The sequence below is a fragment of the Variovorax sp. SRS16 genome (genome assembly GCF_901827165.1).
Lineage (GTDB): Bacteria > Pseudomonadota > Gammaproteobacteria > Burkholderiales > Burkholderiaceae_C > Variovorax.
The window spans coordinates 4,032,488-4,058,020 of record NZ_LR594666.1 but is presented as its reverse complement, the minus strand read 5'-3'; the positions used below and the strand labels follow the sequence as shown (position 1 = coordinate 4,058,020).

Here is a 25,533-nt window from a genome sequence, read left to right as displayed (position 1 = left end):
ATCGCGCGTGGAAAGAAAAAAGCACCTGGCGATTTCTCGCCGGGTGCTTGATTCACTTTTGGATTTGGTGGTGGGCCCTGAGTGACTCGAACACTCGACCTACGGATTAAGAGTCCGCTGCTCTACCAACTGAGCTAAGAGCCCCTGATCGACATTGCTGTCATTCAGACAATCCCACGATTATAGCCATACTCGGCCACCTGGCATTCAGGTCCGCATCGAAAATGCAGGCATCTTCAAGCGGCCCGGCTGCCGGCCCCGGCACTTCTGCGCTGAGTCCAGCGTTACCATGCCTGCCGGAACAAGGAGCCTTCCATGATCGAAACCAACGTCCCGCCGCAGGTGGTGATCACCGGCGCCGCCGGCGCACTGGGCCGCGCCGTGGTCCAGCATTTTCTCGATCAGGGCGCCCGCGTGGCCTTGATCGACCATCGCATGGAACATCTGGTCAATGCGTTTCCGGGCCTCGACAACTCGCAGCACCTGCTGATCGAGGCCGACGTGACCGCGGTGCCGGCCATGGCCGATGCGGCGCAGCGGATTCTCACCGCCTTCCGGCACGTGGACGCGCTGATCCACATCGCCGGCGGCTTCGAGATGGGCGAGCCGGTGCATGCCCTGAGCCGCGCCGCCTGGGACCGGATGATGAACCTGAACGCATGGTCCTTCGTCGCGGTCACCCAGGCGCTGGTGCCGTCGATGATCGAGCGCAAGGCCGGGAGCGTGGTCGCCGTCACCGCCAAGACCGCAGCGCGCGGCATTGCCTCGATGGCCGCCTACATCGCATCGAAGAGCGCGTTGCAGCGCCTGGTGGAAGCCTCGGCGGCCGAACTGGCGCCACACGGTATCCACGTCAACAGCATCGCGCCCAGCGTGCTCGACACGCCGGCCAACCGCCAGGCCATGCCCGATGCCAACCCGGATGGCTGGGTCTCGACGGCGGTGGCCGCGCGCACCATCGGTTTTCTGGCTTCGGCGAGCGCGGCTGCGCTGCACGGCCAGCATCTTGCGCTCGATGCCTGAGCAGGGCTAGCTAGAGGAATCGGCCGATCAGGGCGCGCAACCTGCTCAAGGGGGAAGCGCCGAAGGCGGCTTCCTGTCGCTGATGGGCCTCGCGCGCCTGCGTGAGCGTGCGGGCGAGGGCATCGAGGGCCTGCGGGCTGCGGTGCCAGACGCACTGGACCACGAAATGCCCACCGTCCCGGGCGCCGAGCTTCGGCGAGATCCTGATCTGCGCCCCGCCCATGCTGCGAAGCAGGCTCGCACGCACGCTGGCGAGCGCCAGGCCATCGCGCAGACCTTCGACGCGATGGCCCAGCGTATAGCCGATCGTCCGCACGCCCGGGAAGCGGTCGACGACGAATGCGGTGATTTCCACCACCACCAGCCTTCGAAGCATTCTCTGCTGCGGAATCGGCGACGACACGAAACCGCCGAGATGCAGGGTGCCGCCGTCCTTGCTCAGGACCACCGTCGTCACGGTGCCGAGGTGTCTGGCACCGTCGTAGACGGACAGGGGCTGTCCCAACTCGTACGGTGAGGAGTCGGGCCCCGCAATGCGTAGATTCCTGGAACTCATGAATGGAGAAGCGCGCCGGCGATGAGGCGTCCCGATGCGCTGCACGCAGCGGTGAGGTCGATCACGCAAGCCTGCAAGCCAGGGCCGAAACCCCCGCTGCAGACCGCATGACATCTGGATGAATGGTGGAGAGGATGAGGATCGAACTCACGACCTCCGCATTGCGAACGCGGCGCTCTCCCAGCTGAGCTACCCCCCCACGCGACGCGTATTTTAACCAGAACCCGCGACCCGGCGCATGCCCCTGCGCTGCACGCGCGTTCGCGCTGCCTACATCAGCAGATGCTCGCCCGCGTTGTCGCCGCCGAGCGTGACGTAGTTGACCTTGCGGATGTCCATGAGCTTCCTGCCGCCCGCATAGCTGATGGAGCTCTGGATGTCCTGCTCCATCTCGACCAGCGTGTCGGCCAGCTGGCCCTTGATCGGCTCGAGGATGCGCTTGCCCTCGACGTGCTTGTACTCGCCCTTGTTGAAGTCGCTGGCCGAGCCGTAGTATTCCTTGAAGAGCACGCCGTCGACCTCCACCGTCTTGCCCGGCGATTCCTCGTGGCCGGCGAACAGCGAGCCGATCATCACCATCGACGCACCGAAGCGCACGCTCTTGGCGATGTCGCCGTGGTCGCGGATGCCGCCGTCGGCAATGATCGGCTTGGTCGCCACGCGCGCGCACCACTTGAGCGCCGACAGTTGCCAGCCGCCGGTGCCGAAGCCGGTCTTGAGCTTGGTGATGCAGACCTTGCCCGGGCCGATGCCGACCTTGGTCGCGTCCGCACCCCAGTTCTCGAGGTCGATCACCGCTTCGGGCGTGCCGACGTTGCCCGCGATCACGAAGGACTTCGGCAGCTTTTCCTTGAGGCAGGCGATCATGTTCTTCACACTGTCGGCATGGCCGTGCGCGATGTCGATCGTGATGTACTCGGGCACCAGGCCGGCCGCCACCAGGCGGTCGACCGTGTCGTAGTCCGGCTGCTTGACGCCGAGCGAGATCGAGGCGAACACGCCCTTGGCCTGCATGTCCCGCACGAACTTCAGGTTGTCGAGGTCGAAGCGGTGCATCACGTAGAAGTAGCCGTTCTTCGCCAGCCAGGTGCAGATGGTCTCGTCGACCACCGTCTTCATGTTGGCCGGCACCACCGGGATGCGGAAGCTGCGGCCGCCGAGCGTGACGCTGGCGTCGCACTCCGAGCGGCTTTCCACGCGGCATTTGCGCGGCAGCAAAAGAATGTTGTCGTAGTCGAAAATCTGCATACCAAGCTCCTTTGACAGTGGATTGAGCGCTTGGTCCGGCCGGTTTCCGAGGCGTTTTCGACAAAGGAAACGCCCACAAAAAACCGGGCGCAAGAAACTTGGGCCCGGTGACTGATTTTACGCGGTGCGGCCGCCGAACGCATGCGACCGGTTCATATGACCGCCATACGCCATGCTTTCTACAATCGACGGATGCTCACCGACCTCGCGGCACCCGCAGATTCGCCGCTGCTCCACAACCTCAACCCGGAGCAGCGTGCCGCCGTCACGCTGCCGGCCGGCAATGCGCTGATCCTCGCCGGCGCCGGCTCGGGCAAGACGCGGGTGCTGACCACCCGCATCGCCTGGCTGCTGCAGACCGGCCAGGTATCGCCGGGCGGCATCCTCGCCGTCACCTTCACAAACAAGGCGGCCAAGGAAATGATGACGCGGCTGACGGCGATGCTGCCCGTCAATGTGCGCGGCATGTGGATCGGCACCTTCCACGGCCTGTGCAACCGCTTCCTGCGTGCCCACTGGAAGCTCGCCGACCTGCCGTCCACCTTCCAGATCCTCGACACGCAGGACCAGCTGTCGGCCATCAAGCGGCTGATGAAGCAGTTCAACGTCGACGACGAACGTTTTCCCGCCAAGCAGACCCAGTGGTTCATCGCCGGCGCCAAGGAAGACGGCCTGCGTCCGCGCGACGTCGAAATCCGCAGCGAGGACGACCGCAAGAAGGTCGAGCTTTACCAACTGTACGAAGAACAGTGCCAGCGCGAGGGCGTGGTCGACTTCGGCGAGCTGATGCTGCGCAGCTACGAGCTCTTGCGCGACAACGACCCGGTGCGCGAGCACTACCAGCGGCGTTTCCGCCACATCCTGATCGACGAGTTCCAGGACACCAACCGGCTGCAGTACGCGTGGATCAAGATGCTGTCCGGCGCCACCGTCGACGGCCGCTTCGTGCCCGGCGACAGCAGCGTGATCGCGGTCGGCGACGACGACCAGAGCATCTATGCCTTCCGCGGCGCGCGGGTGGGCAACATGGCCGACTTCGTGCGCGAGTTCGAGGTCAGCCACCAGATCAAGCTGGAGCAGAACTACCGCAGCTTCAGCAACATCCTCGACTCGGCCAACGAGCTGATCAGCCACAACAAGAAGCGCCTGGGCAAGAACCTGCGCACCGACCAGGGCCCCGGCGAGCCGGTGCGCGTCTACGAATCGACCAGCGACTTCGCCGAGGCGCAATGGATGGTCGAGGAGATGCGCCAGCTCGCGCGCGACGGCATCGCGCGCAAGGAAATGGCGGTGCTCTACCGCAGCAATGCCCAGAGCCGCGTGATCGAAACCGCGCTCTTCAACGCCGCCGTGCCGTACCGCGTGTATGGCGGCCTGCGCTTCTTCGAACGCGCCGAGATCAAGCATGCGCTGGCCTACCTGCGCCTGCTCGAGAACAAGGACGACGACACCAGCTTCCTGCGCATCGTCAACTTCCCGCCGCGCGGCATCGGCGCCCGCACCATCGAGCAGCTGCAGGATGCGGCACGGGCGGCAGGCCGCTCGCTGCACGATGCGGTGAGCGTGGTCGGCGGCAAGGCCGGCACCAACCTCTCGGCCTTCGTCGCCAAGATCGACGTGCTGCGCGAACAGACCGTCGGCATGTCCCTGCGCGAGATCATCGAACTGGTGCTCGACCACAGCGGCCTCGTCGAGCACTACAAGGCCGACCGCGAAGGCGCCGACCGCATCGAGAACCTGGATGAACTCGTCAACGCGGCCGAGAGCTTCGTCACGCAGGAAGGCTTCGGGCGCGATGCCGTCGCGCTGCCGGTCGACGAGCTGCGCCAGTCCCCGGCCAGCCAGGGCATCGATCCGAATCTTCCGCTCAGCGACGAGCCGCTCGCGCCCGACGCCGAAACCGGCGAGACCATGAGCCCGCTGGCCGCGTTCCTCACGCATGCCGCGCTCGAATCGGGCGACAACCAGGCGCAGGCCGGGCAGGACGCGGTGCAGCTGATGACCGTGCACGCGGCCAAGGGGCTCGAATTCGATTGCGTGTTCATCACCGGCATGGAAGAGGGCCTGTTTCCGCACGAGAACTCGATGAGCGACTACGAAAGCCTCGAGGAAGAGCGCCGCCTGATGTACGTCGCCATCACCCGTGCGCGCCAGCGCCTGTACCTGAGCCACTCTCAGACGCGGATGCTGCATGGCCAGACCCGCTACAACGTGAAGAGCCGCTTCTTCGATGAACTGCCCGAAGGCGCGCTCAAGTGGCTGACGCCGAAGAACCAGGGCTTCGCGCCCTCGGCCTTCGGCTATGGCGGCGGCTATGCGACCACGCGCGGTGGAAGCGGCGGCGGCTATGGCAAGGACACCTTCGCGAACCCGCCCGTGCCGCCACAAAAGACGGCACCCGCGCATGGCCTGCGCTCGGGCATGCAGGTGTTCCACAACAAGTTCGGCGAGGGCACCGTGCTCGCGCTCGAAGGCAGCGGCGACGACGCGCGCGCCCAGGTCAACTTTCCGCGCCACGGGGTCAAGTGGCTGGCCTTGTCGGTCGCGAAGCTGACGCCGGTCTAGAGGCGGAACCCGCTCCCGACGGGCTGACGGAAAAGCCCGTCGATGCCGCTGTCGCAGCGGCCTCGATTCGCCTGCGATCCACGGGCCACACAACTCCCTGAACGTCCGAGATGCGTCCTCGGCGCGCGTTCGTGCGTGGTCCTCGGCTCATGCCGCGCGGCCTTGCCGATTGACGGTTTTGCAGGCCGGGTGCTAAAGTGAATTAACTTTGCAACTCGGTCTCATCCCGTGGGACAGAAGATGAGCTCTCTCGAATCCGCTGTGTCGATCCTCGGTTGTTTTTCTTCCGACACGCCCGAGTTGGCGGTGACGGAAGTCGCCGCGAAACTCGCAATGCCGAAGAGCACCGTGTCGCGGCTGATGCTGGCGATGGCCGAGCAGCGGCTGGTGGAGCAGGACGAGGCGACGCGCCGCTATCGCGTCGGCCTCCTGCCCTTCCGACTCGGCCAGCTCTATTACGCGCACGTCAAGGTGGTGGAGCTGGTGGAGGCCGAGATCGAGGTGCTGATCAACGAGACCGGCTTCACAGGCTATGTCGGCGTTCTCAACGGCGCGGACATCGTCATTCTTCGCAAGCGACATGGGCGATACCCCGTCCAGATGATTCTGGACGCAGGATCGCGGATGGCCGCCGCGACCACCGCTTTCGGCAAGGCCTTGCTTGCGCGCCTGCCGAACGAGGAGCTCGGAAAGATCCTGCCGCCTGCGCTCGTCGAAGGAAAGAGCGGCGCGCGCAGACCGGTCGCCAGGCTCCTGACCGAACTCGATACGGTGCGGGCGCAGCACTGGGCCATCGGCGACACGGCCTTTGCCGGCATGTGCGCCATCGGCGCCGCCGTCGGCAGTTCCGACGATCAGCAGGCCATCGGCTTCTCGCTGTCATTCCCCGACATCGCCGTCAATGCGGCGGGACGCAAGGCGATCGCCGATCGCGTGGTCGATGCGGCCCGCAGGGTGGCTGTCATCACGGCCGATCCGTTCTGGGCGCAACGCCCGGCGCAAGCGCCATCGCCGGCATCGAAGGGATCGACGCCACGCGCCCGGACGGCCAGGCATCGACCCACATGATTTCACTCCAGGAGAACACCATGGCAAGCTTGTCGGATCGTGAGTTCGATCGTCGTCGGTTTCTTTCCGGCGCTCTGAGTGCGGGAGTCGCTTCGGCACTGCTGGGCGGCCTTCCCGGCCGGGTGTCGGCGGCCCAGGCCACCGAGCTCCGGCTCCTGTTCCCCGGCGGCTCATGGAAGGACTGGTTCGACCAGACCTTCGTGACGCCGTTCGCCCAGAAGCATTCCATCAAGCCGATCTGGAAGACCGGACTCGGCTACGAACCGCTCATCATCGCGCAGCGGGCGCGCCCGCAATGGGACATGGGGCAGCTCGACCAGAGCACGTCGACGCAGCAAGGTGCGTTGAGCTCGGTCGTCGAGTGGAAAGAGGAGCGCATTCCCAACATGAAGAAGGTGCATCCCGCCTTCCGCTATCCCTATCTCGCCGGCCTGGTCCATACGCCCTACGGGATCGCCGTGAACACCAAGCGGATCAAGAAGCCGATCACCTCGTGGTTCGATCTGTGGGATCCGGAGTTCGCCGGCAAGGTCGGGTTTCCCGATTGGGTCTGGACGGGCGAGCAGGTGTTCCATGCGATCAACCTCCTCTCGGGCGGCGATACGGAGAAGGTCGATCCGGGCATCGAGAAGCTGAAGGCGCTCTACAAGACGAACAAGGCGCAGACCATCAACAACGTCGAGCACACCAAGCAATTGCTGTTGTCCGAGGAGATCTGGATCTGCCCGTATTTCGGCGCGCGCACCGAGCAGGCCAAGGCGGCCGGCGCGCCGGTCGAGTTCGTGATCCCCAAGGAAGGCGGCATGTCCTGGACCTACAACACCGCGATCATCGCCAACCGTCCCAAGGAAAGCATCGAGCTGGCCGAAGCATTCGCCAACGATACCCTGGACGCGGAAAAGCAGATCGCGTTCGCCCGCCTGTGCGGCTACCCACCGACCAACATGGACGCGATGAAGAACCTGCCGCCGGACCTGAAGAAGCTCGAGTTCAGCAGTGCCGATCTGGAAGGCATCGGCAAGCTGGCCCGGCGCTTCGACTACATGGCGCAGTTCGCCTACCGCGACCGCAACCGCGAGCGCTGGAACAAGGAGGTACTGGGTGCCTGATGCGAAAGCGGGTACCGCAGCACCGCAGTCCCTTCTGGTGCTGCAAGGCATCAGCAAGCGATACGGCGCCACGACCGCGGTGGGGCCGATCGACCTCGATGTCCGCCGCGGCGAGTTCCTGACCCTTCTCGGCCCTTCGGGCTGCGGCAAGACCACCACGCTGCAAATCATTGCGGGGCTGGTCGGCGCCACGGCCGGACAGGTGCGACTCGACGGCCGCGAAATGACCGGCGTCGCGACGTCGAAGCGGGACATGGGCGTCGTGTTCCAGAACTACGCGCTGTTCCCCCACAAGACCGTCTTCGACAACGTGGGCTTCGGCCTGCGCATGCGCAAGATGCCGCGCGAACAGATCCGCGAGCGCGTGCGCCGCATGCTCGAGACCGTCGGCTTGCCCGGGGTCGAGGAGCGCATGCCCGAACAGTTGTCCGGCGGGCAGCGGCAGCGCGTGGCCCTCGCGCGCGCGCTGGTGATCGAGCCGAAGGTGCTGTTGCTCGATGAGCCCCTGTCCAACCTGGATGCAATGCTGCGCAAACGCATGCGGCACGAAATTCGGGACCTGCAGCAGCGCCTGCGCATCACCACGATCTTCGTCACCCATGACCAGGACGAAGCCTTCGAGATGTCGGACCGCGTCGCCTTGCTCAACAAGGGGCGCGTCGAGCAGATCGGGTCTCCCGAGGATCTCTACGACTCGCCGGCCACGCGCTTCGTCGCCGAGTTCATCGGTGACGCGAACCTGGTCGAGGGTCGGGTGGTGGCGGCGCAGGCATCGGGCGAGGTTCGCATCCGCGTAGCCGGCGATACGGACCTGCCGGCCAGGGCCGTACCGGGCAGCCTCCGGGTCGGCGATGCCGCGTACCTGATGCTGCGTCCCGAACGCATCGAATTGATGACCGAGGCGCCGGCGTCGGGCGAGGCACTCCCCGCCCGGCTCGTGAAGCGCGTCTTCTCCGGCGAACAGCTGAGCCTGGAACTGGAGACGGCCAGCGGCGTCCGCCTGGTCTGCACGAAGCCGAGCCTGCCGCGCTTCCGGCAACTCGCGGCGGGCGACGCCGTCTGGCTTTTCCCCACCGAATGCCGCGCGTTGAAGGTGGACGCCACATGAATCAGAGCGGCGGCCGCTTCGGCGTGGTGCTCGCCGTGCCCCTCACGGTGCTGTACCTGGTCTTCCTCGTCCTGCCGCTTGGATTCTTCCTGGCGATGGGTGTCTTCAGGTACGACGCCTTCGCCCTGTACATCCCGCATCCGACCGCAGAGAACTTTCTGCGCCTGATCGCGGATCCGTACTACCGGGCCATCATCGTCCTCACGCTGAAGCTCGCGGCGCTGACGACGCTGTGCAGCCTTCTGCTCGGCTATCCGATGGCCTACTTCCTGTCGCGCACCCAATCGGCCTGGCGCGGCGTGCTGATGTTCCTGGTCGTCGCGCCGCTGACCACCGGCGTGATCGTTCGCACCTACGGCTGGATCGTGCTGTTCGGCGCGGAGGGCCTGATCAACCGTGTGCTCCTGTGGACCGGCCTCGTCCACCAGCCGCTGCAGATCCTGAACACGCAGACCGCCGTCGTCGTGGCCCTCGTCCACATCCTGCTGCCTTACATGATCTTTCCGCTCTTCTCGTCGCTCACCGCGCAGGACCCCAGCCTGCGGCGGGCGGCCAGCACGCTGGGCGCGGGTACTGCACGGATTTTCTTCGAGGTGACGCTGCCGCTCAGCAGACCCGGCATCCTCATGGGCTCGGTGCTGGTCTTCACGCTCAGCGCGGGCTCGGTCGTCACGCCCACGCTGCTCGGCGGCAAGAACGTCCAGATGATGGGGCAGTCGATCTACGAGCTGGTGCTGCACACGCTGAATTGGCCGCTCGGATCGGCGATGGCGTCGATCCTGGTCCTGCTTCAGTTCGTCATCATCTTCCTGTATTTCCGCAGCGATCGACGGGCGGCGCTCCATGGCTGACAAGACTTCCGAGGCCGGGGGCGTGGGCCGCGTGCTGCTGCTGGCGGCCGTGCTGCTGATCTACATCTTCCTGCTCGGGCCGATCCTGATCATCGTCCTGACCTCGTTCACGGCGACCAGTTCGACCGCCTTCCCGCCCAGCGGCTTCTCGCTGCGCTGGTACGGCGAGTTCTTCCGCGCCGACAACTTCGTCGACGCCTTCCTGTTCAGCATCAAGCTGGCCAGCCTGACGGCGCCGATCGCGACGCTGATCGGGTTCCTGAGCGCCTATTCGATCATCCGCTTCGCGGGCAAGCGGCGCGAGCTGGCACAGTCGCTGGCCCTGCTGCCGGCCATGGTGCCGCAGATTCTCATCAGCATGTCCTTGCTGCTCGCGCTGAATTTCGTGCCGCTGCCGAGCTTCCTCGCGCTTCTTGCGGGACACGTGCTGCTGTGCCTTCCCTTCGCCATCGCTGGCGTCTCGGCCAGCCTCGACGGCGTCGACGCGCAACTCGAGACGGCGGCGCTGACGCTCGGCGCATCGCGCCTGCGGGCGCTCTGGGAGATCGTGCTGCCACTGACCGCGCCCGGCATCGTCTCGGCGCTGATCTTCTCGTTCATCATTTCTTTCGGCGACGCCTACATCGCCCTGTTTCTCACCGGCCCGGGCATGACGACCCTGCCGATCGAGATCTTTTCCCAGATCCAGTGGGAAAGCACGCCGGTGATCGCGGCCATCACCACCTTGCAGATCCTGCTCATCCTGGTTCTCGGCCTCGTCGTCGAGCGCCTCGTCGGGATGCGCCGAATCATGCGCATTTGAAGGAGCACCAACTGATGAAGAAGAGCCTGAAGAAAATGGAGATCGGGACTGCCGTCTCCGTCGCGCCCGGCCGGGTCGACGGCATGCTGCAGGTCGGCAGTCTGCCGGACGGTTCGCCGATGGAGATTCCCGTGATCATCGTGCGCGGCGCCGAAGACGGCCCCGTCGTGTGGATGCACGGATGCGTCCACGGCAACGAGTATTGCGGCGCGTTCAGCATCCACGCCCTGACGCGCGAACTCACGCTGCAGCGCGGCACGGTGGTCGCGCTGCCGGTCCTGAACATCACCGGCTTCCAGCGGCAGCAGCGCATGAGCCCGTTCGACGGCTACAACGGCGGCGACCTCAACCGCTGCTTTCCCGGCAAGCCCGGCGGAACGCTGACCGAGCAGATGGCGTTCCATATCTACCAGCATCTGCGCGAGCACGCGACGCATTTCGTCGACGTCCATACTGCCTTCACGGCCGACACGCGCTGGGCCCTGTACGCGCCGCCCTCGGGTGACAAGGCCGAGGTCGCGCACGGCATGGCGCGTGCATTCGGCTTCGAGAACACGCTGCCGACACCGCTCGACACGCTGGGCGGATCGGCGTTGATCGAGGCGGCGAAGGAGGGCATTCCCGGTCTGATCATTGAAGCCGGCGGCATCGGCTCGGCGTTCAGCCCCGAGACCGTGGCCGATTGCGCCGAGCGCTTTCGCAACGTGTTGCGCCACCTCGACATGCTCCCGGGCGAGACCATCGAATATGGCGGGCTGACCCTGTTCTCCAATTTCGCCTGGGTGAATGCGACGCGCGGCGGCCTTTTCCGGCCGGCCGTGAAATGCGGAAACCGGATCGCCAAGGGCGATCTGGTCGGCCGCTACTACGACGTGTTCGGCGATCTGGTGGAAGAGGCGAAGAGTCCTTTCTCCGGCATCGTCCTGGCGATCGGCGGCGGTCCGGTCATGCCCAACGGCGAGATCCTGGTCCATGTCGGCCTCGATCCCCAGCCCGCTCGATAAGGAGAACTCACGATGGACACCATTGAAATCGGCACGGCAGTCTCGAAGGGCCCGGGCGTTGCAAAAGGACGCCTGAAGATCGGCGAGTTGCCCGATGGGCAACCCATCCTCATTCCCGTCGTGGTGGTGCGCGGCGCCTCGGACGGGCCAACCCTGTGGCTGCACGGCTGCGTGCACGGCAACGAATACTGCGGCGCGTTCGTGCTGCACGAATTGATCCGCTCCCTGTCGCCGGACACGCTCAAGGGGACGGTCGTCGCGCTGCCGATCCTGAACATGACGGCGTTCCAGAAGAACCAGCGCATGAGTCCGTTCGAGGGCTACAACGGCGGCGACCTCAACCGCTGCTTCCCGGGCAGCGCGACCGGCACGCTCACGCAGCAGATGGCGCACGCGATCTACAGCGAACTGCGCAAGCACGCCGACTACCTGATCGACATGCACACGGCGCTGACCGAGGACGTGCGCTGGGCGCTGTTCGCCGACATCCCGGGCGAGATCGGCAAGAAGGGGGAGGGCATCGCGCGCGCCTTCGGCTTCCGCAGCACGCTGCCCGCGCCGCCGGACATCCTCGCGGGCTCGTCGATGATGAGCGCGGCCAAGGACGGCATTCCCTCCTTCATCATCGAGGCCGGCGGCAAGGGACCGGCCTTCACCGACGAGACCGTGCGCGACACCGCCGAGCGGCTGCGCAATGTCATGCGGCACCTGTCGATGCTGGACGGCGTGGTGACCGACTACGGAAAGCAATGGCATTTCTCGAATTTCGCCTGGGTGCATTCCACGCAAGGCGGCATGTTCCAGCGCAAGGTCCGTTGCGGGGACCGGGTCGAGAAGGGGACCGTGATCGGCAACTATTTCGACCTGCACGGCCACCCCGCGGGCGACGCGCATGCGCCCCATCCGGGCATCGTGCTGGCGATCCACCCCGGACCCGTGATGTCGACCGGCGAGACTCTGATCCACATCGGCCTTGATCCGCAGGAGGTCTAGCAGATGACGATCACCCCAACCATCGCCATCGTGGATGGCCAGATCGTCGACGGCACCGGCGGCGCGGCGATCCCCGATGGCCTCGTGCTGATCGAGAACGGCAAGATCACCCATGCCGGCAAGAAGAGCGCAAAGGCCATCCCGCGCGGCGCGCAGGTCATCGACGCCGCGGGGGCCTCGGTCCTTCCGGGGCTGATGGACGTTCACGTCCACATCTCCCTCAACGGTCCCAGCAACATCCAGCGCGAACTCATGTCGCGGCCCGTGGGGCAGGTCGCGTTCGAGATCGCCAGGAACCTGCGCGAGACGATCGCGGCCGGCACGACCACGATCCGCACCGTCAGCGACATGGCGCACCTGGACATCGCCGCGCGCGATTCGATCAACAAGGGCGTGATGCCCGGGCCCCGCATGCATCCCTGCGGCAAGGGGCTGACCACGACGGGGGGTCATGGCGATCTGCTGCCCTGCTGGATTTGCCAGAGCCACGGCGACGTCTCCGAGATGGTGGACGGCGTCGACGCGGTTCGCACGGCCGTTCGCCGGCAGGTGAAGGCCGGCGCCAGCTGGATCAAGCTGTTCCAGACCGGCGGCGTGATCGACCCCCATGGCCGCATCGACGCCGAGGAGTTCTCCCCGAGCGAGTTCGATGCCGCCTTCGAGACCGCCAAGCTGGCCGGCGTGCCCGTGGCCGTCCACGCGCACAACAAGGTCGCGATCCTGCACAGCATCCGAAGCGGTTGCCGCTCGATCGAGCACGGCATGCACTTCGACGAGGAGTGTGCCGAGGTTGCGCGCGAGCACGGCGCCTTCCTGGTTCCGACGCTGACGGTGATGGACCGCATCCTGACTCTCGGCGCCGAGAACGGTGTGCCCCAATCGACCATCGACAACGTGCGCGAGCGCACGAGCAAGCACCGCGAGTACGTGAAGTACGCCTTCGACATCGGCGCCAACATCGCCAGCGGAACCGACGCGGGCTCGATGCTCACGCCGCACGGCTCCGCCGGGCGCGAAGTGGTGCAACTCGTGAAGTGCGGCCTGACACCCGAGCAGGCGATCTTCGTGGCGACGAAGAACACGGCGCGCCTGCTCAAGGTGGACGACAGGCTGGGCACGCTGCAGGCGGGCATGCTTGCCGACGTCATCGTGGTGGAAGGCGATGTCCTGAAGCAGCCCGAGAAGCTCGAAGCCGCCGAGAACATGCGCCATGTGCTGATCGGCGGGCGGCCCGTGGCCGCCGGCGGACATGCGCTGGCGAGTTGAAGCACGCACCGCAGGCCCTTACGGAGATTGATCGATGACCCATGCCGACGACGTTTCATCCATTTTCCAGGCCCTGGGCATCGGGGCCGACACGCAGAGCCGGGCGCCCGGCGCGCTCGAAGTCCGCACGCCGATCGATGGCAGCGTGCTCGCACGCATCGAAGCGACGAGCCCGGCGGCGCTGGATGCCGCCCTCGACCGCGCGCACCAGCGCTTCCTGACATGGCGCGAGGTGCCGGCTCCCAAGCGCGGCGAACTGGTGCGCGCCTTCGGCGCCGCCGTGCGCCGCCGCAAGGCCGAGCTCGGCCGGCTGATCACGCTGGAAACCGGCAAGATCCTGCAGGAGGGCCTGGGCGAAGTCCAGGAAGTGATCGACATCTGCGAGTTCGCCGTCGGCCTGTCGCGGCAGCTCTACGGGCTGACCATCGCCAGCGAACGGCCTGAGCACAAGCTGCTCGAGACCTGGCAGCCGCTCGGACTGGTCGGCATCATTTCGGCCTTCAATTTTCCGATGGCGGTGTTCTCGTGGAATGCGGCCATCGCCCTCGTCTGCGGCAACACGCTGGCGTGGAAGCCGTCCGAGAAGACCCCGCTCAGCGCCGTCGCGCTGAACAGCCTGATGCAACAGGCCGCCGTCGAGGCGGGACTGGATCCGGCGGGCCTGAGCGAGCTCCTGATCGGCGAGCGTTCCGTCGGCGAGGCGCTGGTCGCCCACCCGAAGGTGCGGCTGGTGAGCGCGACCGGCTCCACGGCCATGGGCAGGAAGGTGGCCGTCGAATGCGCCTCCCGGTTCAAGCGCTCGCTGCTCGAACTGGGCGGCAACAACGCGGCCATCGTCGGCCCCTCGGCCGATCTCGAACTGGTCGTGCGTGGTGTGGCCTTTGCCGCCGCCGGTACGGCCGGTCAGCGCTGCACCAGTCTGCGCCGGCTGATCGTGCACCGATCGATCTACGCGGCGCTGGTGGATCGCCTGGTCGCGGTCTTCGCACGCCTGCCGGTGGGCGATCCGCTCGAAGACGGTACGCTGGTTGGCCCCCTGATCGACGAACGCGCCTTCGCCGCCATGCAGGGCGCGCTGGCCGATGCCCGGGCACTCGGCGCCAAGGTGCACTTCGGAGAGCCGGAGGCCGGCGCGGGCGCGGGCCACTATGTACGGCCGGCGATCGTGGAATTCGCGCAGCAGACGGGTCCGATGCTGCGCGAGACTTTCGCGCCCATTCTCTACGTCGTGCCCTATGACGCCTTCGACGACGCCATCGCCATGAACAACGCCGTGGCCCACGGCCTGTCCTCGGCCGTCTTCACGCGCGACCTCGGGGAGGCCGAGCGCTTCACCGCTGCCAGCGGATCGGATTGCGGCATTGCCAACGTCAACATCGGCACCAGCGGCGCGGAGATCGGAGGCGCCTTCGGCGGCGAGAAAGAAACCGGTGGCGGCCGGGAGTCGGGGTCGGACGCCTGGCGCGCCTACATGCGCCGGGCCACGAACACCATCAACTACGGCAGCTCGCTGCCGCTGGCGCAGGGCGTCAAATTCGACCTCGGGTAGGCACGATGACGGGCCGGGGTTGCCGTCCTAGTCGGCGTTGAAGCTGTCGCGGAAGGTGAACCAGGTGCTCGCGAAGAACATCGCCGCCATCACCAGCGCGCCGCCGATCATCACCGCGCCGCCCGCCGCCGACGCGCCTTCGCCGATGCCCATCGCGCCGAAGGCGACCAGCAGGCTGGCGATCAGGCTCAGCACGATGCCTGCGCCAATGAACACGCCGGTCCAGATGAGGCCGTAGACGGTGAGTGCGCCGAAATTCCGGAAGCACGCGACGAAGCTGAAGAACAGGCTCTTGGCCGGCGGCACGTGGTGCCAGTGCACCAGCGCCGGCGCATGCCAGAAGGCGAGCGACAGCGGCAGGTAGAGCGCCATCGCGATCCACAGCGCGACCTGGAACTCCGTGCTTTCGGCGAGTTCGCGCGTGAGCGGCCCGCCCAGCAGGTAGACCTTGGCGAACTGGCCGCCGTCGGCCAGCGCCGAGATCGCCATCACGCCGAGAAACAGGACGGCGTAGAGCACGCCCAGCACCAGCATCGGCCGCATGTCGCTGCGCACCGCATTCAGCGCCGCCATGAAGACCGCGCCCGCGGGCGGCTTTTCAGGCGCCGCCGCCTGCGCGGTGGCCGCCATGAGGCCGAGCGTCATGGTCGGCAGCAGCATCAGCGCGACGGCCGCGCCCACCAGCGGCACTTGCGATGCGATCGACACCAGCGCCATGAAGAAGAAGAACAGCGAGATGAAGGCGAGCGGCTGCACGGCGAAAGCCCTGAGCCCGGTGCGGACCCACAGCGCGCCGGTGCGCGCGGGGACGAGGTTGAGTTTCATCGCTTGGGTTCAGGCAGCGAGCGCCTCGGCGGCGGCCGCCAGCTCGAAAGGCCGGCGCGCGCGCTCGCGCAGCACACGCTCGAAATGGGTCGGATCATGCGGCTTGAGCATGCTCGCCTCGCGCGGCAAGTGGAAGTCCCACAGGCGCGAGATCCAGAAGCGCAGCGCCGCCGCGCGCAGCATCGCGGGCAGCAGAGCGCGCTCGGCACCGGTCAGCGGCCGCACGGTGCCGTAGGCGGTCAGCAGCGCATCGGCGCGCGCAGCTTCGTGGCGGCCGCTCGGCAGGTCGATCGCCCAGTCGTTCAGGCACACGGCGAGGTCGAACAGCCAGCTGTCGGTGCCGGCGAAGTAGAAGTCGAACACGCCGGTCAGCCGCGGCGATGCGCCGTCGGGGGCAGCGTCGAACATCACGTTGTCGCGGAACAGGTCGGCATGCACCGGCCCGCGCGGCAGGGCTGCGTAGGCGGACGATTCGGCCACGTGGTTCTGGTAGGCGAGTTCGCTGCGCAGCAGCGCGGCCTGCGGCGGATCCAGGTGGGGCAGCACCACGGGCGCCGTGTCGTTCCACCACGACAGGCCGCGCAGGTTGGGCTGGATGCGCGGGAAGTCGCGTGCCGCCAGGTGCATGCGCGCCAGCAGCCGGCCCAGTTCGGCGCAATGGGCCGCGGTGGGTGCGAGTTCGCTGTGGCCCTGGAGCCGCTGGACGACCGCGGCCGGCTTGCCGGCCACCGAGAGCAGCAACTCGCACGGCGCGTTGGCGGGGATCGACAGCGCATGGCCCGTGGGCGGCGCAATGGCCGGATCGGCCACCGGCTCGGGCACCGGCAGGCCGCGCGCCGCGAGATGCTTCATCAGGCACAGGTAGTAGGGCAGCTGCTCGGCCCCGAGGCGCTCGAACAGCGTCAGGACGAACTCGCCCGACGCCGTGGTCGCGAAGTAGTTGGTGTTTTCGATCCCGCCCTCGATGCCGCGCAGCGCGGCGAGCGCACCCAGGCCGAGGCGCTGCACCAGCGCGTCGGCCTCGTCGAACCCGACTTCCGTGAAGACCGCCACCGCCCGCGCTCAGAACTTGAGCACGTTCCAGACCCGCGGACCGTTGCCGTTGGTGCCGGTGTCCGATTCGCTTTGTCCGGGCCGGTAGCCGCCTTCGTTCGGCAGCACCTGGTAGGAGGGCACGTTGGCCTTCGGCTTCACGGTGATGCTCTGGGTCTGGCCGCCGTAGCGCACCTCGTCGACCGACGCGCCGCTGTCCTCGACGTGGATGTGTTCGATCTTCTGGTTCTGGCGGCCGGGTGCCGTGTCCTGGCCTTGGACCGCATCGGGCGGCGGTGGCGCCGGCTGAGGCGCGCTCTGGGCGTGGACGACGGCGAACGGCGCGACGCAGGCCAGAACCAGCGAGGCAAGCCGGAGCCGGCAAACGAACAGGAATTTGGAGGAGGACATGCAGGGATTGTAGGTGGCGCTTCCCCTTCCGGGTGTCAGCGGGCGGCGATCGTCCGCGTGATGAAGGCGCCCGTGTGCGGCACGGCAAAATGCGCCGATGACCGACAAGAAAACGCTGCTGCTCGTGGACGGCTCGAGCTACCTCTACCGCGCCTTCCACGCCATGCCCGATCTGCGCGCCGTGCCGGGCGATGCCAGCAGCCCGGCCACCGGCGCCATCCGCGGCATGATCAACATGATGCAGGCCCTGCGCCGCGAGGTGCGCGCCGACTATGCGGCCTGCATCTTCGACGCGCCGGGCAAGACCTTTCGCGACGACTGGTACCCGCAGTACAAGGCCAACCGCTCGCCGATGCCGGACGACCTGCGCACCCAGGTCGACCCTATCCACAAAGTGGTCGGGCTGCTCGGCTGGCCCGTGCTGTGCGTGCCCGACATCGAGGCCGACGACGTGATCGGCACGCTGGCGCGCACCGCCGCCGCGCAGGGCATCGAGGTGATCGTCTCCAGCGGCGACAAGGACCTGAGCCAGCTGGTCGACGAGCACGTCACCATCATCGACACCATGAACGGCAAGAAGCGCGACGTGGCCGGCGTGACGGCCGAGTTCGGCGTGCCGCCGAACCTGATGATCGACTACCAGACGCTGGTCGGCGACACGGTGGACAACGTGCCCGGCGTCGAGAAGGTCGGCCCCAAGACGGCCGCCAAGTGGCTGCTCGAATATGGCTCGCTCGATGCGCTGATCGCGCGCGCCGCGGAGGTGAAAGGGCAGGCCGGCGAGAACCTGCGCCAGGCGATCGACCGCCTGCCGCTCAGCAGGAAGCTGGTGACCATCCGCACCGACTGCGACCTCGACGGCCATGTGAGCGGACTGCCCGCCCTCGATGCGATCGCCATCGGCCCGCAGCAGATCGATGCGCTCAAGGCTTTCTACGAGGAATACGGCTTCAAGAGCTTGGTCAAGACGCTCGAGGCGCATGCGGTGTCGCCCGAGCTGATCGAGGAGAACAAGCGCAGGAAGGGTCCCGAGGCCGGCGCCGGCCTGTTCGACGAGCCGGGCTTCGAGGCGGCCGCCAAGGCCACCAACCTCGCCTACGACACCGTCATGACCTGGGAGGCCTTCGACGCCTGGCTGGCGAAGATCCAGGCCGCCGAGCTGGTCGCGCTCGACACCGAAACCACCTCGCTCGACGAGATGCGTGCCGAGATCGTGGGCCTGAGCTTCAGCGTGACGCCGGGCGAGGCGGCCTACATTCCGCTCGCGCACAACTACCCCGATGCGCCGGCCCAGCTGCCGCTCGACGAAGTGCTCGCGAAGCTCAAGCCCTGGCTGGAGGACGGCACGCGCAAGAAGCTCGGCCAGCACATCAAGTACGACCGCCACGTGTTCGCCAACCATGGCATCGAGGTGCAGGGCTATGCGCACGACACCATGCTGCAGAGCTACGTGCTGGAAGTCCACAAGCCGCATGGCCTGGCCAGCCTGGCCGAGCGGCACCTGGGCCGCAGCGGAATCGACTACGAAGACCTCTGCGGCAAGGGCGTGCACCAGATTTCCTTCAGCCAGGTCGCGATCGACAAGGCGTCCGAATACTCGTGCGAGGACTCCGACCAGACGCTGGACGTGCATCGCGTGCTCTGGCCGCGCCTCGAGGCCGACGAGAAGCTGCGCTTCATCTACCAGCTCGAGATGGATTCGAGCGAGGCGCTCTACCGCATCGAGCGCAACGGCGTGCTGATCGATGCGCCGACGCTGGCCGCGCAGAGCAACGAGCTCGGCAAGCGCATCATGGCGCTGGAGGACGAGGCCTACGCGCTCGCCGGCCAGCCCTTCAACCTCGGCTCGCCCAAGCAGATCGGCGAGGTGTTCTTCACCAAGCTCGGCCTGCCGGTGGTCAAGAAGACGCCGAGCGGCGCGCCCAGCACCGACGAGGAGGTGCTGGAGAAACTCGCCGAGGACTTTCCGCTGCCGGCCAAGATCCTGGAGCATCGCGGCCTGTCCAAGCTCAAGGGCACGTACACCGACAAGCTCGGCCAGCTCGCCAATCCGCGTTCGGGCCGCGTGCACACGCACTATGCGCAGGCGGTCGCGGTGACGGGGCGGCTGTCCAGCAACGACCCGAACCTGCAGAACATCCCGATCCGCACCGCCGAAGGCCGCCGCGTGCGCGAGGCTTTCGTGGCACCCGCGGGCCGCGTGATCGCGAGCTCCGACTACTCGCAGATCGAGCTGCGCATCATGGCCCACATCAGCGGCGACGAATCGCTGCTGCGCGCCTTCACCGAAGGCATCGACGTGCACCGCGCGACAGCCGCCGAGGTGTTCGGCGCCGCAGTCGATCAGGTGTCGAGCGAGCAGCGCCGCTACGCCAAGGTGATCAACTTCGGGCTGATCTACGGCATGAGCAGCTTCGGCCTCGCGCGCAACCTCGGCATCGAGACCAAGGCTGCGGCCTCCTACATCGACCGCTACTTCGCGCGCTATCCGGGCGTCAAGGCCTACATGGACGAGACCAAGCTGCTGGCCAAGCAGCAGGGCTACGTCGAGACCGTGTTCGGCCGCCGCCTCTACCTGCCCGAGATCAACTCGCCCAACGGCCCGCGCCGCGGCGGCGCCGAGCGCGCCGCCATCAACGCGCCGATGCAGGGCACCGCGGCCGACCTGATCAAGCTCAGCATGGTCAAGGTGCAGCAGGTGCTCGACGCCGAGCGGCGCGGCACGAAGATGATCATGCAGGTGCACGACGAACTGGTGTTCGAGGTGCCGGACGAAGAGGTCGAATGGGTACGCACCGAGATTCCGCGGATCATGGCCGGTGTCGCAGACCTGAAGGTGCCGTTGCTCGCCGAGATCGGCTTCGGCCCGAACTGGGACAAGGCGCACTAGCCGGCCGGCCGCCTCCGCCATGCGCCTGCGCCACATCGAGGTCTTCAACGCGATCATGCTCACCGGCAGCGTGAGCGCGGCGGCGAGGCTCATCAACATCACGCAGCCGGCGGTCAGCCGCACGCTGCAGCATGCCGAGATCCAGCTCGGCTTCTCGCTGTTCCAGCGCGCCAAGGGGCGGCTCACGCCGACCACCGAGGCGCTGGCGCTCTATCCGCACATCGAGAAGCTGTTCGCGCAGCTCGACGAAGTGCAGCGGCTGGCCGCCAACCTGCGCACCGGCAGCGACGCGGGCGAGCTGCGCATCCTCACCGTGCTGGCGCTCAGCTACGAGGTGCTGCCGCGCGCGCTCAAGGCCTTTCGCGAGAAGCATCCCGCGGTCGCCGTGGTGGTCGAGTCGCTGCATTCGCCGCAGATCATGTCGGCGCTGCTGCTGCAGGAGGCCGACGTCGGCTTCGCCTTCAGCCCCGCCGTGCATCCCTCGCTCACGCAGGAGGATCTGGCGGACAGCCGCATGGTGTGCATCGCGCCCAAGGGCATGCTGCCGCGCGCGCTGGTACGCGCCGGTTCGGTGGCGCTGCACGACCTGGTCGATCTGCCGGTGGTGGGCCTGGACAGCCGCGACCCGGTCGGCACCAGCCTGAGCCAGGCCTGCCGTCAGGCCGAGGTCGGCTTCCGGCAGGCGGTGGTCACGGTGCAGACCTACCATGCGGCGCTCGCGATGGCGCACCATGGCCTCGGCATCGCGCTGGTCGACGGCTGCACCGCGAGTTCGGCGGACCGCAGCAAGGTCGACGTGCTGAGGCTGGCGCCCGGCATCCCGGTGCCGATCCGCGCGCTGCGCTTCGCCGGCCGGCCCGATTCGGTCGCGGTGCGCAGCATCACCCGCTGCATGCGCGAGGCGATCGAGGGCATGCGATAGCCGATCGATCTCGCGGTGTCTCAGGCGCTCAGCGCCTGCACCACCCGCAATGCAGACCCGAAGGCCAGCGTGAACCCCAGCGCGCCGTGGCCGGTGTTGAACAGCATGTTGGACGGCGCGCCGTCGAGCCGTCCGACGATCGGCACGCCGGTCGGCGTGGCCGGGCGCATGCCCGTCCATGGATGCAGCGCATCGAAGCGGCCGGCCTGCGGAAACACCGCGCGCGTCGCGGCGGCGAGCGTCTCGATGCGCGTGGCCGGAATGCTCGCATCGTGGCCGACCAGCTCGGCCATGCCGGCCACGCGCAGCCGTGATCCGATGCGCGCGAACACCACCTTGCGGGCGCTGTCGGTCACGCTCACCCGCGGTGCCGCGCCGGGCGCCGGATCGACGTCGACCGTGATGCTGTAGCCCTTGAGCGGATAGACCGGCAGGTAGGCGCCGAGCTGCCGCCCGAGCCGGTGCGAGGCCGTGCCCAGCGCCATCACGAAGGCATCGGCCTCGATGTCGCCTGCGCTGCTGCGCACCGCCGCCACGCGGCCGTCGCGCAGGTCGAAGCCGTCGACCTCGGTGTCGAGCATGAAGCGCACGCCGCGCGTGCGCAGCGCGCGGACGAGCTCGGTGCAGACCTTGAGGCAGTCCGCGGCGCACTCGCTCGGCGTGTGGACGGCGCCTGCGATCTGCGTGCGGTAGGCCGCCAGTGCAGGCTCGATGGCGATGCATTCGTCGGCGCTGACCAGCCGCTGCTCGCTGCCCATGCTGCGCTGCAGTTCGAGCTGCCGGCGCGCGCCTTCGAGCGAGGCTGCGCTCGGGTAGAGCACCAGCTTGCCGGTGGCGGAGAAGTCGCAGTCGGGCGCGATGTCGACCCGCATGGCCTCGAAGGCGCTGCGGCTCTGCGCGGCCAGCGCGAGCAGGCGGGCGGTGGTCTCGCGCGAGGTGCGCGCATTGCAGGCCGCCATGAAGGCCAGGCCCCAGCGCCACTGCAGCGGATCGAGCTGCGGGCGCAGCTTGAGCGGCGAGGAGGGCGACAGCAGCAGCTTGGGCAGCTGCTTCCAGATCGACGGATCGGCCAGCGGCTGCACGTACGAGTAGCTCAGCTGCGCGCCATTGCCGCCGCTCGCACCGGCGCCCGGCGCGGCGCGGTCGATCACGCTCACCTCAAGGCCCTGGCGGTTCAGCTCCCAGGCGGTGGCCAGGCCCACGATGCCCGCGCCGAGCACACAGACGTGCATGAGATTGCGCTCCTGTCGATGTTGTTGGAGGATGCGCCGACTCTAGGCGGCTGCGCGCCGCGCGGGAAATGCCGAAACCACGGCGGGCCATAGCCAAAGCGCATGCCCTGCGGGTATCTACCGACGTGCCCATGAGTTTTGATCATGACCCGCCCTGCAAAAGGAATTGTGGGCTGCGCGCGAATCGTTCCTACACTCGGCCACGTTCATTCCCAACGAAAGGGCTCGCATGAAATTCTCCGCCTTGATGGCCGCCGTCCTGCTCACCGCCGTCGCAACGGGCGCCCAGGCTGCCGACACGCTCGCCAAGATCGCCGCCTCCGGCAAGATCACGCTGGCCTACCGTGAATCGTCGGTGCCCTTCAGCTACCTCGACGGGCCGAACAAGCCGATCGGCTTTGCGGTCGAACTCTCCAACGCGGTGGTCGATGCGGTCAAGAAGAAGCTCAACAAACCCAACCTCGAAGTCGCGCTGATGCCGGTCACCTCGCAGAACCGGATCCCGCTGATCACCAACGGCACCATCGACCTGGAGTGCGGCTCCACCACCAACAACACCGCGCGCGGCAAGGACGTGGCTTTTGCGGTGAACCACTTCTACACGGGCACGCGCCTCCTGGTGAAGAAGTCGTCCCACATCAAGGACTATGCCGACCTCAAGGGCAAGACCATCGTCAGCACCACCGGCACCACCAACGTGCTGGTCATGCGCAAGTACAACGAGGAGAAGAAGCTGGGCATGGACATCGTGCTGGCCAAGGACCACGACGACTCGTTCCTGCTGGTGCAGAGCGACCGCGCGGCCGCCTTTGCGATGGACGACATCCTGCTGTTCGGCCTGATCGCCAACAGCAAGGACCCTGGCGACTACGAAGTGGTCGGCGAGCCGCTGCAGGTCGAACCCTATGCCTGCATGCTGCCCAAGGACGATCCGGCCTTCAAGAAGCTGGTGGACGATACCTTCATCGGTCTCATGAAGAGCGGCGAGTTCGAGAAGATGTACACCAAGTGGTTTATGTCGCCGATCCCGCCGAAGAACACCTCGCTCAATCTGCCGATGAGCCCACAGCTGAAGGAAAACTTGAAGGCCTTCAGCGACAAACCCGCTACATGAGCTCGCCCCCAGGCTGCGCGCACTTCGTGTCGCTTCGCCTTCCCCCTGCCGGGGGCAATAGCGGCGGACCGGCGGAGCCGGATCCGCGGTATTTTTGGTAGGGGGCACAACGCAATCGTGGGAACGGGAGTGGGTGTGACACAGGTGGTCGGCATTCTGGGCGGCATGGGGCCGGCTGCGGGCGCGGACTTCGTGCGGCTGTTCGTGGAGGCCTGTGCGCGCCACCTGCGCGATCGCGGCGAGGCGGTGCGGGACCAGTCCTTTCCCGAGCACTGGCTCGCGCAGGTGCCGGTGCCGGACCGCAGCGGCGCGCTCGAATCGGCCGAGACGCTGGGCGCGCATCAGCCGCTGGAGCCGATGCTGCAGGCGCTGGGCCGGCTGGCGGCGCTGGGCAGCAAGGCGGTGGCGATCGCGTGCAACACGGCGCATGCATGGCACGCCACGCTGCAGGAACGCTTTCCGCAGATCGAGGTGCTGCACGTCGCGCGCGAGGTGTCGTCGCACCTGGCCGCGCAAGGCGTGCGCGAGGTCGCGCTGATGGCGACCGAAGGCACCTACCGCGTGGGCCTCTACGAACAGGCCCTGGCCGGCGCGGGGCTGGCCTGCCATCTGCCGCTGGCCGATGAGCGGCAGACCTTGATGCGCGGCATCTACGACGGCGTCAAGACAGGCGACATGCGCCTCGCGCAAGCCTGCTTCACCGAGGTCGCGCTGCGCCTGGCGGAGCGCCATGGGCCGGCGGCGATCGTCATGGGCTGCACCGAGATTCCGCTCGGGCTCCAGGGCGTGGCGGCGGTGTCGGGATTGCGGTTGATCGATCCGGCCGTGGTGCTCGCATCGGCGCTCGCGGCCCGGGCCTACGCAAGATCCTCTTGACACGGTTGATAAGATGAATGCAGCCCTGGCCTGGTTCAAGGCCAGCGGGCGGCCTGGCCGCCGCAAGCCGCTTTCCTGCGAAAGCCGTCCGATGGGCGGCTTTGTTTTTTGTCATGTCATCCGAGCCGTCATGAATCTGTTAGCCATCCTCGTCGCCACCCTGTTCGCCGGCATCGGCAGTGTCTGGATCGCGGCGCTGCTGCTGCGCGCCGGCGTGCGCGGCGAGGGCGCCGGCGGCGTGAACCCGCAGCACCTGCTGAGCCTGGCGGCCGGCGCGCTGCTGGCGACCGCGTTCATGCACCTGCTGCCCGAGGCCTTCGAAAGCGGCATCGAGCCGGGCCTGCTCTTCGGCGTGCTGCTGTTCGGGCTGGTGTTCTTCTTCCTGCTCGACAAGGCCGAGCTCTGGCACCACGGGCATGAGCACCATCACGGCGAGGCGCCCGACGCCCATGCGGACCATGACCACGCACACGATCATTCGCACGCGCACGCGCACGCGCACGCGGCACCGCGCAAGAGCGGCGGCTGGGCGGTGCTGACGGGCGACAGCGTGCACTGCTTCGGCGACGGCATCCTGATCGCCTCGGCCTTCATCGCCGACCTGCGCCTGGGGCTGGTGGCGGCGCTGGCCGTGCTGGCGCACGAGGTGCCGCATCACATCGGCGATCTGGTGGTGCTGCGCCAGAGCTCGCCCAACCCGCGCGCCGCGCTGATCAAGGTGTCGCTCGCGGGCACCATGACGGCGCTGGGTGGCGCGGTCGGCTGGTGGCTGGTCGACCGGCTCCACGGCCTGCTGCCGTATTTCCTGGTGCTGGCCGGCAGCAGCTTCGTCTATGTCGCGCTGGCCGACCTCATCCCGCAGCTGCAAAAACGCCTGCCTGCGCGCCAGACCGCACTGCAGATCGTCTGGCTCGTGGCCGGCATCGTGCTCGTGACGGTGGTGAGCCGGCTCTCGCACGAGGGCGAGGACGGGCACGAACACGGGCATGGCGCGCCGGCTTCGACGCAGGCGGACGGCAAGGCCACGCATTGATTGGACACACGGGGCACTTTCTGACACGCTTGTTGCCCGGCGGCTGAAGCACCGTT

Annotated in this window: 22 protein-coding genes and 2 tRNA genes; 16 read left to right on the top strand and 8 right to left on the bottom strand. The window is 67.3% G+C overall.

The window, feature by feature from the left end:
* Positions 1-68: 68 nt before the first annotated feature.
* A tRNA-Lys gene (locus E5P2_RS19695) sits at positions 69-144 on the bottom strand.
* A 171-nt stretch (positions 145-315) separates the two neighbouring features.
* On the opposite strand from E5P2_RS19695, the gene E5P2_RS19690 reads away from it, so the two are divergent.
* Positions 316-1,023 carry an SDR family NAD(P)-dependent oxidoreductase gene (locus E5P2_RS19690; RefSeq protein ID WP_162568780.1) on the top strand — a complete coding sequence of 236 codons (708 nt, stop codon included), beginning with the start codon at positions 316-318 and terminating at the stop codon, positions 1,021-1,023.
* Between the two features lie 10 nt (positions 1,024-1,033).
* On the opposite strand, the gene E5P2_RS19685 is transcribed toward E5P2_RS19690, so the two are convergent.
* The 3 genes from E5P2_RS19685 to E5P2_RS19675 form a co-directional block, all read right to left on the bottom strand.
* The gene (locus E5P2_RS19685) at positions 1,034-1,579 is read right to left on the bottom strand and encodes a hypothetical protein (protein WP_162568779.1); all 546 of its coding nucleotides are present in this window, start codon (positions 1,577-1,579) and stop codon (positions 1,034-1,036) included.
* A gap of 123 nt (positions 1,580-1,702) precedes the next feature.
* A tRNA-Ala gene (locus tag E5P2_RS19680) sits at positions 1,703-1,778 on the bottom strand.
* Between the two features lie 71 nt (positions 1,779-1,849).
* Positions 1,850-2,827: a GMP reductase gene (locus E5P2_RS19675; protein WP_162568778.1), complete on the bottom strand. Its 978-nt coding sequence runs from the start codon at positions 2,825-2,827 to the stop codon at positions 1,850-1,852.
* Positions 2,828-3,019: 192 nt separating this feature from the next.
* On the opposite strand from E5P2_RS19675, the gene E5P2_RS19670 reads away from it, so the two are divergent.
* The 10 genes from E5P2_RS19670 to amaB all read left to right on the top strand — a co-directional run bounded on the left by E5P2_RS19670 (position 3,020) and on the right by amaB (position 15,142).
* Positions 3,020-5,392 carry a UvrD-helicase domain-containing protein gene (locus E5P2_RS19670; RefSeq protein ID WP_162568777.1) on the top strand — a complete coding sequence of 791 codons (2,373 nt, stop codon included), beginning with the start codon at positions 3,020-3,022 and terminating at the stop codon, positions 5,390-5,392.
* Positions 5,393-5,632: 240 nt separating this feature from the next.
* Complete coding sequence (locus E5P2_RS19665; protein ID WP_162568776.1) at positions 5,633-6,460, top strand: IclR family transcriptional regulator; 828 nt, start codon at positions 5,633-5,635, stop codon at positions 6,458-6,460.
* A 20-nt stretch (positions 6,461-6,480) separates the two neighbouring features.
* Positions 6,481-7,569 (top strand): ABC transporter substrate-binding protein, encoded by a 1,089-nt coding sequence (locus E5P2_RS19660; RefSeq protein ID WP_162568775.1) that lies wholly within the window; start codon positions 6,481-6,483, stop codon positions 7,567-7,569.
* Positions 7,562-8,677 (top strand): ABC transporter ATP-binding protein, encoded by a 1,116-nt coding sequence (locus E5P2_RS19655; RefSeq protein ID WP_162568774.1) that lies wholly within the window; start codon positions 7,562-7,564, stop codon positions 8,675-8,677. The genes E5P2_RS19660 and E5P2_RS19655 overlap by 8 nt, the downstream gene beginning before the upstream one ends.
* On the top strand, positions 8,674-9,528 hold the full coding sequence (locus E5P2_RS19650) for an ABC transporter permease (protein WP_162568773.1): 855 nt from the start codon (positions 8,674-8,676) through the stop codon (positions 9,526-9,528). Before E5P2_RS19655 ends, E5P2_RS19650 begins: the two co-directional genes overlap by 4 nt.
* Complete coding sequence (locus tag E5P2_RS19645) at positions 9,521-10,330, top strand: ABC transporter permease (protein WP_162568772.1); 810 nt, start codon at positions 9,521-9,523, stop codon at positions 10,328-10,330. The genes E5P2_RS19650 and E5P2_RS19645 overlap by 8 nt, the downstream gene beginning before the upstream one ends.
* Positions 10,331-10,344: 14 nt before the next feature.
* Entirely contained in the window at positions 10,345-11,334 is a 990-nt protein-coding gene (locus E5P2_RS19640; RefSeq protein ID WP_197908525.1) for a succinylglutamate desuccinylase/aspartoacylase family protein, read from the top strand.
* A 12-nt stretch (positions 11,335-11,346) separates the two neighbouring features.
* Positions 11,347-12,327: a succinylglutamate desuccinylase/aspartoacylase family protein gene (locus E5P2_RS19635; protein ID WP_162568771.1), complete on the top strand. Its 981-nt coding sequence runs from the start codon at positions 11,347-11,349 to the stop codon at positions 12,325-12,327.
* Positions 12,328-12,330: 3 nt separating this feature from the next.
* Positions 12,331-13,593, top strand: a complete 1,263-nt coding sequence (locus E5P2_RS19630) for a metal-dependent hydrolase family protein (RefSeq protein ID WP_162568770.1) — start codon at positions 12,331-12,333, stop codon at positions 13,591-13,593.
* 34 nt (positions 13,594-13,627) lie between these two features.
* A complete protein-coding gene (gene amaB, locus E5P2_RS19625; protein ID WP_162568769.1) occupies positions 13,628-15,142 on the top strand; it encodes an L-piperidine-6-carboxylate dehydrogenase in 1,515 nt (504 codons plus the stop codon).
* A gap of 27 nt (positions 15,143-15,169) precedes the next feature.
* Here amaB and E5P2_RS19620 read toward each other — a convergent pair whose 3' ends face one another.
* From E5P2_RS19620 to E5P2_RS19610, 3 genes are read right to left on the bottom strand one after another with little or no spacing between them, the layout of a single operon-like run.
* Entirely contained in the window at positions 15,170-15,967 is a 798-nt protein-coding gene (locus E5P2_RS19620) for a BPSS1780 family membrane protein (protein WP_162568768.1), read from the bottom strand.
* A gap of 9 nt (positions 15,968-15,976) precedes the next feature.
* Complete coding sequence (locus E5P2_RS19615) at positions 15,977-17,020, bottom strand: homoserine kinase (RefSeq protein ID WP_162568767.1); 1,044 nt, start codon at positions 17,018-17,020, stop codon at positions 15,977-15,979.
* 9 nt (positions 17,021-17,029) lie between these two features.
* A complete protein-coding gene (locus E5P2_RS19610) occupies positions 17,030-17,410 on the bottom strand; it encodes a hypothetical protein (RefSeq protein ID WP_162568766.1) in 381 nt (126 codons plus the stop codon).
* A gap of 97 nt (positions 17,411-17,507) precedes the next feature.
* On the opposite strand from E5P2_RS19610, the gene polA reads away from it, so the two are divergent.
* Together polA and E5P2_RS19600 are read left to right on the top strand one after the other, a co-directional pair.
* Positions 17,508-20,300 (top strand): DNA polymerase I, encoded by a 2,793-nt coding sequence (gene polA, locus E5P2_RS19605; RefSeq protein WP_162568765.1) that lies wholly within the window; start codon positions 17,508-17,510, stop codon positions 20,298-20,300.
* Positions 20,301-20,319: 19 nt separating this feature from the next.
* Positions 20,320-21,222 (top strand): LysR family transcriptional regulator, encoded by a 903-nt coding sequence (locus E5P2_RS19600; RefSeq protein ID WP_162568764.1) that lies wholly within the window; start codon positions 20,320-20,322, stop codon positions 21,220-21,222.
* A 20-nt stretch (positions 21,223-21,242) separates the two neighbouring features.
* Here the strand turns inward: E5P2_RS19600 and E5P2_RS19595 are convergent, their stop codons facing one another.
* Positions 21,243-22,454 (bottom strand): D-amino acid dehydrogenase, encoded by a 1,212-nt coding sequence (locus E5P2_RS19595; RefSeq protein ID WP_162568763.1) that lies wholly within the window; start codon positions 22,452-22,454, stop codon positions 21,243-21,245.
* A 229-nt stretch (positions 22,455-22,683) separates the two neighbouring features.
* Here E5P2_RS19595 and E5P2_RS19590 point away from each other — a divergent pair, with 229 nt between their 5' ends.
* The 3 genes from E5P2_RS19590 to E5P2_RS19580 all read left to right on the top strand — a co-directional run bounded on the left by E5P2_RS19590 (position 22,684) and on the right by E5P2_RS19580 (position 25,477).
* Complete coding sequence (locus E5P2_RS19590) at positions 22,684-23,568, top strand: transporter substrate-binding domain-containing protein (protein WP_162568762.1); 885 nt, start codon at positions 22,684-22,686, stop codon at positions 23,566-23,568.
* Between the two features lie 129 nt (positions 23,569-23,697).
* The gene (locus tag E5P2_RS19585; protein WP_162568761.1) at positions 23,698-24,444 is read left to right on the top strand and encodes an aspartate/glutamate racemase family protein; all 747 of its coding nucleotides are present in this window, start codon (positions 23,698-23,700) and stop codon (positions 24,442-24,444) included.
* 130 nt (positions 24,445-24,574) lie between these two features.
* The gene (locus E5P2_RS19580) at positions 24,575-25,477 is read left to right on the top strand and encodes a ZIP family metal transporter (RefSeq protein WP_162568760.1); all 903 of its coding nucleotides are present in this window, start codon (positions 24,575-24,577) and stop codon (positions 25,475-25,477) included.
* Positions 25,478-25,533: the final 56 nt, after the last annotated feature.